The sequence below is a fragment of the Secundilactobacillus muriivasis genome (assembly GCF_054785195.1).
Window position 1 is genome coordinate 1 of record NZ_BAABMI010000089.1, and the last position, 8,650, is coordinate 8,650.

The 8,650-nt window shown below is 47.9% G+C and carries 9 protein-coding genes; 8 read left to right on the forward strand and 1 reads right to left on the reverse strand.

Going from position 1 to position 8,650, the window contains the following annotated elements; translation table 11 throughout:
• Positions 1 to 309 precede the first annotated feature (309 nt).
• Positions 310 to 1,323: an aldo/keto reductase gene (locus tag ACYVR3_RS15575; protein WP_461244956.1), complete on the reverse strand. Its 1,014-nt coding sequence runs from the start codon at positions 1,321 to 1,323 to the stop codon at positions 310 to 312.
• 220 nt (positions 1,324 to 1,543) lie between these two features.
• Here ACYVR3_RS15575 and ACYVR3_RS15580 point away from each other — a divergent pair, with 220 nt between their 5' ends.
• The 8 genes from ACYVR3_RS15580 to ACYVR3_RS15615 all read left to right on the forward strand — a co-directional run bounded on the left by ACYVR3_RS15580 (position 1,544) and on the right by ACYVR3_RS15615 (position 8,540).
• The gene (locus ACYVR3_RS15580) at positions 1,544 to 2,251 is read left to right on the forward strand and encodes an AzlC family ABC transporter permease (RefSeq protein WP_461244957.1); all 708 of its coding nucleotides are present in this window, start codon (positions 1,544 to 1,546) and stop codon (positions 2,249 to 2,251) included.
• Positions 2,238 to 2,564, forward strand: a complete 327-nt coding sequence (locus ACYVR3_RS15585; RefSeq protein WP_461244958.1) for an AzlD domain-containing protein — start codon at positions 2,238 to 2,240, stop codon at positions 2,562 to 2,564. The genes ACYVR3_RS15580 and ACYVR3_RS15585 overlap by 14 nt, the downstream gene beginning before the upstream one ends.
• Positions 2,565 to 3,015: 451 nt before the next feature.
• A complete protein-coding gene (locus tag ACYVR3_RS15590; protein WP_057152054.1) occupies positions 3,016 to 4,212 on the forward strand; it encodes an ABC transporter substrate-binding protein in 1,197 nt (398 codons plus the stop codon).
• A 339-nt stretch (positions 4,213 to 4,551) separates the two neighbouring features.
• Positions 4,552 to 5,430, forward strand: a complete 879-nt coding sequence (locus ACYVR3_RS15595) for a branched-chain amino acid ABC transporter permease (RefSeq protein ID WP_461244959.1) — start codon at positions 4,552 to 4,554, stop codon at positions 5,428 to 5,430.
• A 9-nt stretch (positions 5,431 to 5,439) separates the two neighbouring features.
• Positions 5,440 to 6,396, forward strand: coding sequence for a branched-chain amino acid ABC transporter permease (locus ACYVR3_RS15600; RefSeq protein ID WP_054737153.1), 957 nt, complete (start codon positions 5,440 to 5,442; stop codon positions 6,394 to 6,396).
• Positions 6,393 to 7,172, forward strand: a complete 780-nt coding sequence (locus tag ACYVR3_RS15605) for an ABC transporter ATP-binding protein (RefSeq protein ID WP_054737152.1) — start codon at positions 6,393 to 6,395, stop codon at positions 7,170 to 7,172. The genes ACYVR3_RS15600 and ACYVR3_RS15605 overlap by 4 nt, the downstream gene beginning before the upstream one ends.
• 2 nt (positions 7,173 to 7,174) lie before the next feature.
• On the forward strand, positions 7,175 to 7,885 hold the full coding sequence (locus ACYVR3_RS15610; RefSeq protein ID WP_054737151.1) for an ABC transporter ATP-binding protein: 711 nt from the start codon (positions 7,175 to 7,177) through the stop codon (positions 7,883 to 7,885).
• Between the two features lie 4 nt (positions 7,886 to 7,889).
• The gene (locus tag ACYVR3_RS15615; RefSeq protein WP_461244960.1) at positions 7,890 to 8,540 is read left to right on the forward strand and encodes a CBS and ACT domain-containing protein; all 651 of its coding nucleotides are present in this window, start codon (positions 7,890 to 7,892) and stop codon (positions 8,538 to 8,540) included.
• The last annotated feature ends 110 nt before the right edge of the window (positions 8,541 to 8,650 follow it).

Consider the following 8,650-nt stretch of genomic DNA (forward strand, 5'->3'; position numbering starts at 1 on the left):
GCCAGGTGGATGCTGTGTCGCGATAATTGGTGGTTGTTGGCGACTTTCCAACAACCGCCAATTATCGGGGACGAATTGCAGACTCGCATGGGTTTTAGCGAGGCTGAAATTCGAGGCCTGAGACCGCCCTTCGGCTCAGGCCGGCCCCGCAGCAGGAACCTGACCGGCTACCGGAATCGACAGTTTACGCAAATCAAAGCACTTCACAAACTGAACAGAAGAATGCTTACGCTGGACACAAACGACAGTAAAAAACGATGACGCTCCTCAATCAAGAGAAGCATCATCGTTTTTTATTTTATAGTCAAATTACCGTGACCAATCAATCGCACTTTGGTCATTCAAAATGTTATCGATTTCGGCCAATTCATCCGCCGTGAAGTCAAGGTGGTTCAACGCTTTGACGTTGTCTAGCAGTTGTTCAGGCCGACTAGCACCAACCAGAACGCAGGCCAGTTCGGGTTCGCGGAGGTTCCAGGCCAAGGCCATTTCGGCGAGAGTTTGGCCGCGAGATTCAGCGACTTCGTTCAAGGCGCGAACTGTTTTGAGGGTTTGTTTGACCTGTTTGGGTTGCAGGAAGGGACTGGTTGACTTAGCAGCCCGGGAATTATCGGGGATGCCGTTGAGGTATTTGTCAGTTAACAGGCCCTGACACAGTGAGCTAAAGCCCACGGCGGCCTTGTGTTCTCGCTTCAAGACGGGAAACAGGTCACTTTCGATTTGACGGTTGAACATGTTGTAGCGGGGTTGGTGAATCACGAACGGCGTGTGCATGTCCTTGAAGCAGTCAATGATGGCTGCAGTTTGAGCACCACTGTAGTTTGAAATGCCGACGTAGAGTGCTTTACCTTGTCGAACCAAACTGTCGAGCGCTTGTGCCGTTTCGTAAACGTCGGTGTTGGGATCTGGCCGGTGGGAATAGAAGATGTCAACGTAGTCCAGACCTAAACGAGTCAGACTTTGGTTAGCACTAGCGATAATGCTCTTCCGAGAACCCCAGTTACCGTAAGGGCCGTCCCACATCTCGTAACCGGCTTTGCTGGCCACAACGATCTCATCACGGTAGGGTTTGAGGTCGGTAGCCAAGATGTACCCGAAGTTTCGCTCAGCGCTGCCGGGAACCGGACCGTAGTTGTTCGCAAGGTCAAAGTAGGTGATGCCGAGGTCAAATGCCTGACGGACGATGGCCCGCTGGTTGTCATACGGATCGACACTCCCAAAGTTGTGCCACAAGCCGAGGCCGATGGCGGAAAGTTGTAAACCGCTGTTGCCAAGGTGGTTGTACACCATGGTGTCGTAACGGTGGGGATTAGCTGAATACATGAAAAGCCTCCTAAAATGGAACAAACTAGTAATCGCTTTCAATTTTACACCAACTTTTAGAAAATGGTGGGAAGATTTTGGCGGCAGTATTGGTAGATTGTGGCAGTCGTTATAGAAATAAAGTATCACTTACCAGGGATGACGTAGCAGCCAGTCAATTGACAGTTGTCACCGCCTAGCCTAAGATAATGGAGAATTAGAATGAGAAAGTGGTGAGAATATGAACGGTGATTTAGATGTCCGTTCTGCTGCAAGGGAAACGTTACCCACGGTCTTTGGTTACATCGGCATCGCCATGGCATTTGGCATTACCGCTCGAGCCAACGGGTTAAGCGTGTTGGAAATTGTTTTGATGTCGATGATCACCTACGCTGGGTCGGTCGAATTTGTTGTGGTGAGTTTAATCGTGCTGCATGCTGGGATCGGCGCCATCGTCCTCTCGGCGTTTTTGGTGAACGCGCGAGCAATCCTGATGAGTACCGTTATCGCACCGTACACGGCCCATGAAAGTCTCTGGAAAAACATCTGGCTGGGAACGTTGCTGACGGATGAAACCTTTGCATTAGGAACGAGTAAATTGAATTATACGGATCGACGCTTGTCGTTTAGCTGGCTGAATACGGCGAATGTGATGGCCTACGTGACTTGGGCGATTTCTTCTGGAATCGGCGGCGTACTGGGCAACATGATCCCTAATCCAGAAAAGTACGGCATCGGGTTTGCGCTGGTGGCGATGTTCATCGGCCTGTTGTATTTACAAGTGGTCGCGGATAAGTCGATCAAACTGACGATTCAATTGAGTGTGATCGGCATCGTCGCAGTGTTGATGTATTTTGGCATGGCCGTGATGCCACAAAATGCCTTGTTATTGGTGGTCGCGTTGGTCGGTTGTTTCGCTGGGGTGGTGATGAAACGTGTCGTTAAGTAGTTATGTCTTAGTCGTTATTTTAAGTACGGGGTTAGTCATCTGGTTATCGCGAATTATTCCGTTTGTCCTGCTAAAACAGTTTAAGTTGCCGGCAATTGTGGTCACCTTTCTGAGCTTCGTGCCCATCAGCATCATGACGGCGTTGTGGATGGAGAGTCTCTTTGTTCAGCATTTGGGGCAATTACCAACGTTAAACGTGCCCAACGTGCTGGCGAGTGTGCCAACCTTACTGAGCGCAATTCTGACCAAGAACCTGTTAGTCATCGTGATTGTTGGGGTAATCTCATTAGGACTAATTAATGGGTTGATGTGAAAAAAATTTAACTAGCCAAATTCCCGGTATAATGGGATTTGTTTAAGAAAGTCTAAATGAAAAGTTAGAAAATAATTAAAAAACTGTTGACGACTTATGAGATTCTCGCTATACTTACGTCATTCAATCAAGCAAATCAAATTTTGACAGGAGGTTACACCATGAAAAACATGACATTTGAACAACTTAACCTAGTAACCTCTGCTCGTCAGAATTTAGTCTTATTATTAAAATCCAAGGACGCAACGTTCATTTAACGGCTGGTTAGACCAGTTCATTACTTAAACGATTGAGCCCTTCTTTGAGTTTTAATAATGAGGGCTTGAGATTAAATTGACTTCAAACCTCATTCATTAAATTGGAATGAGGTTTTTTTATTGCCAAAGGCTTCAAAGGAGGATCGCAGGCCGGCAAAGTGACACACAATACATAGATGAAAGTGGGAATTACCATGAAGAAAAGTATGATTAAGAAAGTTACAGGGATCGCAACAATTTTGGCATCAGCCGCAATTTTCGCAGGATGTAGTACAGCTAAGACCGCTAGCAGCGGTAACGACGCAACTGGCAACACGATTAAAATTGGGGTCAACTTGGAACTCTCCGGTGCCGCTGGTGGTTACGGGAACCAAATGAAACAAGGGGTTGAAATGGCCACTTCCGAAATCAACAAAAACGGTGGTGTGAACGTTAACGGTAAAAAGAAGAAGATCAAGTTGATCATCAAGGATAACAAGACTTCAACGAGTACTTCGGCCTCCGTTGCCGCTCAACTTGCTAACAACGACAAGGTTAGTGCCATCATCGGGACGGCCACGACCAACGCCGGGACGGCTGCCATTCCTAACGAAACGAAGGCCAAGGTGCCTGCCTTGAGTCCATCAGCGACTGACCCAGATTACACGCTTCAAAAGAACGGCAAGGCCCAACCTTACGTCTTCCGGGCTTGCTACCAAAACAACTTCCAAGGTGGTACTGGTGCCAAGTTCATTTACAACAACTTGAAGGGGCGTCGCGTTGCCGTCTTGGCTGACAACTCAACCGATTATGGGACTGGGTTGGCGAAGGCCTTCAAGCAACAATTCAAGGGTAAGATCGTGGCCACTCAGTACTTCACTGCTGGCGACAAGGATTTCAACGCTATCTTGACGTCATTTAAGAACAAGAAGATCGACGCCATCTACGCGCCAGGTTACTACTCAGAAATTGGCTTGATCATCAAACAAGCACGTCAAATGGGCTTGAACGTTCCAATCGTTGGTTCTGATGGGATGGCCGATGCCAAGTTGGTTCAAATCGCCGGTGCCAAGAACGCGTCAAAGATCTACTACACCACACCATTCTCACAAACCGTTGCTGAAAAGAACCCAACGGCCGTTAAATTCATGAAGGCTTACAAGGCGCGTTACCACACCGAAGCCCCAACCTTCTCAGCCTTGGCATACGATTCAACATACATGATCAAAGACGCTATCGAAAGCGAAAAGTCAGCCAACTCTGTTAAAATCACTAAGGGCTTGACTAAGATCAAGAACTTTGATGGTGTTACTGGTAAGATCACCATCGATAAGAAACACGATGCAAGCAAGCCAATCGCCGTTGAACAATTGACTAACGGCAAGGTTAGCGGTTCTACTTCAATCAAGTAGGCCACGCGGAGTTCCCCACTAGGGGGCTCTGTTGAGGTAATCACTCAGATAAGTGGTTGGTTCAACAGAGCTTCTTAGGTTTTAGGGATACATATGATAGAATCTGAGGTTCTGTGACTGTTCGGGTTTTGGACGGTTGAAATGGGTGAGCATTGGCCGGGATGAGCGGTTGATGTTACGCCTGGATATTTTAAATAGCCGAAACGTGCTCAGCAAGGCAGGGTGCTGCATGTAAGGCAACCCGACTCAAAATCCCCAAAACCGGGATTTTCAGCCGGGTTGCCTTACACTCCGCCCCCTAACCGCCTTGCTTCGCACTCTGGCAAAAGGAGGCACACCATGCAAACACTGCTACAACAACTTATTAATGGGTTGTCCCTCGGGAGCATTTACGCGTTGCTTGCCCTGGGTTACACCATGGTTTATGGCATTATTAAATTGATCAACTTCGCTCATGGCGATATTTACATGTTGGGGGCCTTTTGGGGTTATTACACCATTAATTTTTGGCACTTCAACTTTATCTTTGCACTACTTTCAGCGATGGTCGTTTGTGCGGTGAGTGGGGTTGTGATTGAATACTTCGCTTATCGGCCACTGCGGCACGCACCACGAATCACCGCCTTGATCACTGCGATTGGGGTTTCGTATTTCTTGGAAAACGGGATGTCGTACCTGTACGGCGCCGATACTCGCAACTTCCCGCAAGTGATTAAACAAGTTAACTACCACCTTGGTGGCATTGTGATCTCAAACATTCAGATTTTGATCCTGTTTACTGCTTGTCTGTTGATGATTTTGCTAGAACTGATCATTAAGAAGACTAAGATGGGCCGGGCCATGCGCGCCGTTTCCGTTGATGCGGACGCTGCTGAACTGGTTGGCATCAACATCAACCGGACGATCTCCTTCACCTTTGCACTTGGGTCATCAATGGCCGGGGCCGCTGGCGTTTTGATTGGGTTGTACTACAACTCGATTGACCCACTGATGGGGATGACACCTGGGATCAAAGCCTTCGTTGCTGCGGTTGTTGGTGGTATCGGATCTGTTCCAGGGGCTTCACTTGGTGGCTTCTTGATTGGGATCCTCGAAACGGCCGTTCAATCGGTTGGGCTGTCTGCTTACAAAGACGCCGCTGTGTATCTGGTACTGATCATTATCCTGTTGGTATTGCCAGCCGGAATCTTCGGTAAAAACGTTAAAGAAAAGGTCTAGGTGATAACAATGAAAGCAAACCTGAAATCAAATCTGTGTTGGCTGATTTTGATGATCGCCGGCTTTTACCTCATTAACACCTTGATCTTGGTCGGGGTCATCGATTCATTCTTGGAAAACATGCTGGTAACGATCGGCATTAACATTATTTTGGCCGTTGGTTTGAACCTGGTTATTGGGTTCGCCGGTCAGTTTTCGTTGGGGCACGCTGGCTTTATGGCGGTTGGGGCTTATGCCACAGCCATCATTACCAGTAAAACTGCAACGGCGGGGGCCTTCTACGGTTCAATCGTTGTCGGCATCATCATCGCCATCATTGCAGCCCTGATCGTTGGGATTCCAACGTTGCGGCTGCGGGGTGACTATCTGGCAATTGCCACGATGGGCGCTGCCGAAATTATTCGGATCATCATTAATAACTTGAAAATCACTAATGGCCCATCCGGGATGTTCAACATTCCTCAATTTGCGACTTGGCCAGTGGTTTACATCATGATCTGTGTTACAACGATCGTCATCGTCAACTTCATTCACAGTCGTGGTGGCCGGGCTGCCTTGTCCGTTCGTGAAGATGAAATTGCGGCTGAATCAATGGGCATCAACACCACTAAGTGGAAGCTAGCGGCCTTTGTATTGGGCGCTGCTACCGCTGCGGTTGCTGGCTCAATGCAGGCCTCATACCTGCAAACCATCGCCCCAAGCACCTTCGGCATCATGGAATCGATTTCGATTCTGATCATCGTTGTTCTTGGTGGGGTTGGTAGTATCACTGGGAGCTTTGTGGCTGCCATTATCCTTGGGATTGTTGATACGGCGCTTCAAAACTTTGGTGCCTTGCGGATGGTGATTTACGCCGTGGTCTTGGTTTTGATCATGATCTTCAAGCCATCAGGTATCCTGGGTACTTGGGAACTATCATTTAAGCGGTTGTTTAACCGTAAAGGAAAGGAGCGTGCGCAATCATGAGTACACTACTAAAAGTTGACGACCTCGTCAAAAACTTTGGTGGGTTGACGGCGGTCTCAAACGTCAACATGCAACTAAACGATAACGAATTGGTTGCCCTGATTGGGCCTAACGGGGCTGGTAAAACAACGCTCTTTAACCTACTAACGGGCGTCATCGTGCCAAGTTCTGGTTCGATTACGTTTAGAAGCGATGATGGGACGATTCCGCTGAATGGCAAAAAAGCCTTTAAAATCGCTAACCTTGGTCTCGCACGAACTTTCCAAAACATCCGGCTCTTCAAAGAACTGACGGTGTTGGACAACGTCTTGATCGCCATGACGGCCCATTATAAGGAAGGGTTTTTGCAATCAATCTTCCGCTTGCCAAAATACTACAAGACGGAAGCCCGGATTCGCAAAGAAGCCATCGACTTGTTGAAGATTTTTGAACTTGAAAATGATACTGAAAAACTAGCCAAGAACCTGCCATACGGGATTCAACGGCGGTTGGAAATCGTCCGGGCACTGGCCATGAAGCCTAAGATCCTATTCTTGGATGAACCAGCTGCTGGGATGAACCCGGAAGAAACAGCTGATTTGACCCGGTTGATTCGCAAAGTTCAGCAAGAATTTCACATTACCGTTTTGCTGATCGAACACGATATGTCGTTGGTCATGAATCTGGCCGAACGCATTTACGTACTGGATCATGGCTCACTCTTGGCGCAAGGAACGCCAACTGAAATTCAGGAAAATCCAGCTGTTATCAAAGCATACTTGGGAGAGGAGGCGTAATCATGGCGATGTTGGAAGTAAAGGATCTAGCAGTCAACTACGGCGTGATCAACGCCGTTAAGGGTGTCAGCTTTGACATCAACGAAGGTGAAATCGTCTCTCTAATTGGTGCTAACGGTGCTGGGAAAACAACGATTCTGAAGACCATTTCCGGCCTTTTGAAACCCGCTAGTGGCACGATTACATACGAAGGGCACGAGATTCAAAAAGAAAAGGCGCCTAAGATTGTCGCCGCTGGGATTTCTCAAGTACCAGAAGGCCGGCATATTTTCCCAGGCATGTCCGTTAAGGAAAACCTCCAAATGGGGGCGTTTCTGCAAAGTGACCGGCAAGCCATGGCGGAAAGTTTTGAGGCCGTCTACGAACGGTTCCCAATCCTGAAACAGCGGCTTAACCAAGACGCTGCAACGCTATCAGGTGGCGAACAACAAATGTTGGCGATGGGACGGGCACTGATGTCCAAACCCAAACTCCTCCTATTAGATGAACCCTCAATGGGGCTCGCACCAATCTTTATCAACGAAATTTTTGAAATCGTTAAAGCGATTAAAGAGCAGGGCACCACGGTGCTTTTGATCGAACAAAATGCCAAACAGGCGCTCTCCATTGCGGATCGTGGTTACGTATTGGCAACCGGTGAAGTGAAGATGAGCGGCACTGGTCAAGAACTGTTGGCAAACGCTGACGTACAAAAGGCATACTTAGGAGGTTAGTGACATGAGTGTTGCAGATTACATGACAAAAAAGGTCATCACGATTTCACCCGATACTAAGGTCAGCGTGGCGATCAACACAATGAAGGAAAATAAGATTCACCGCTTACCCGTCATTGATGGGAACAAATTAGTTGGCCTGGTGACGGAATCAAGCATTCAAGAAGCCTCACCATCGAAGGCAACGAGCTTATCCATTTACGAAATTAACTACCTATTTAACAAAATGACGGTTAATGATGTGATGGAAAAAAACGTTAAGACAATCAGTCAAGATGCGCAGTTAGAGGACGCTATTAGCGAAATGCGGCATAACCAAATCGGTGTCTTACCCGTCACGAACGGCGATGACGTTGTGGGTATCATTACCACAAACGATGTCTTAGATGGGTTCTTGGACATCACCGACTACTTCGTGGACGCCACGGTGGTTCAGGTCATCATCAACCAAGACCGCACCGGCGTTATCTACGAAATCGGCAAAATCATGGCCGACAACGGCTTTAACATTCAAACGTTGATGGTCACCCGTAACTTAGGGCCAATCATGATTGAAATGCACGTGGACAAAACCGATGGCCAAGCGGTTAAGCAGGCGTTGGAAAGTGCCGGCTTTGAAGTCCGATTAGTTGTTAGCCAGAAGGTTGATCGATAGTTGAGTGAAACGGGAGCACGCATTGTGTTTCCGTTTTTTGCTGTCGTTTGTGTCCAGCGTAAGTGTGCGGAGCGAGACGGGTTGAGAGCAGTGTGCAAGGCGACATCGGT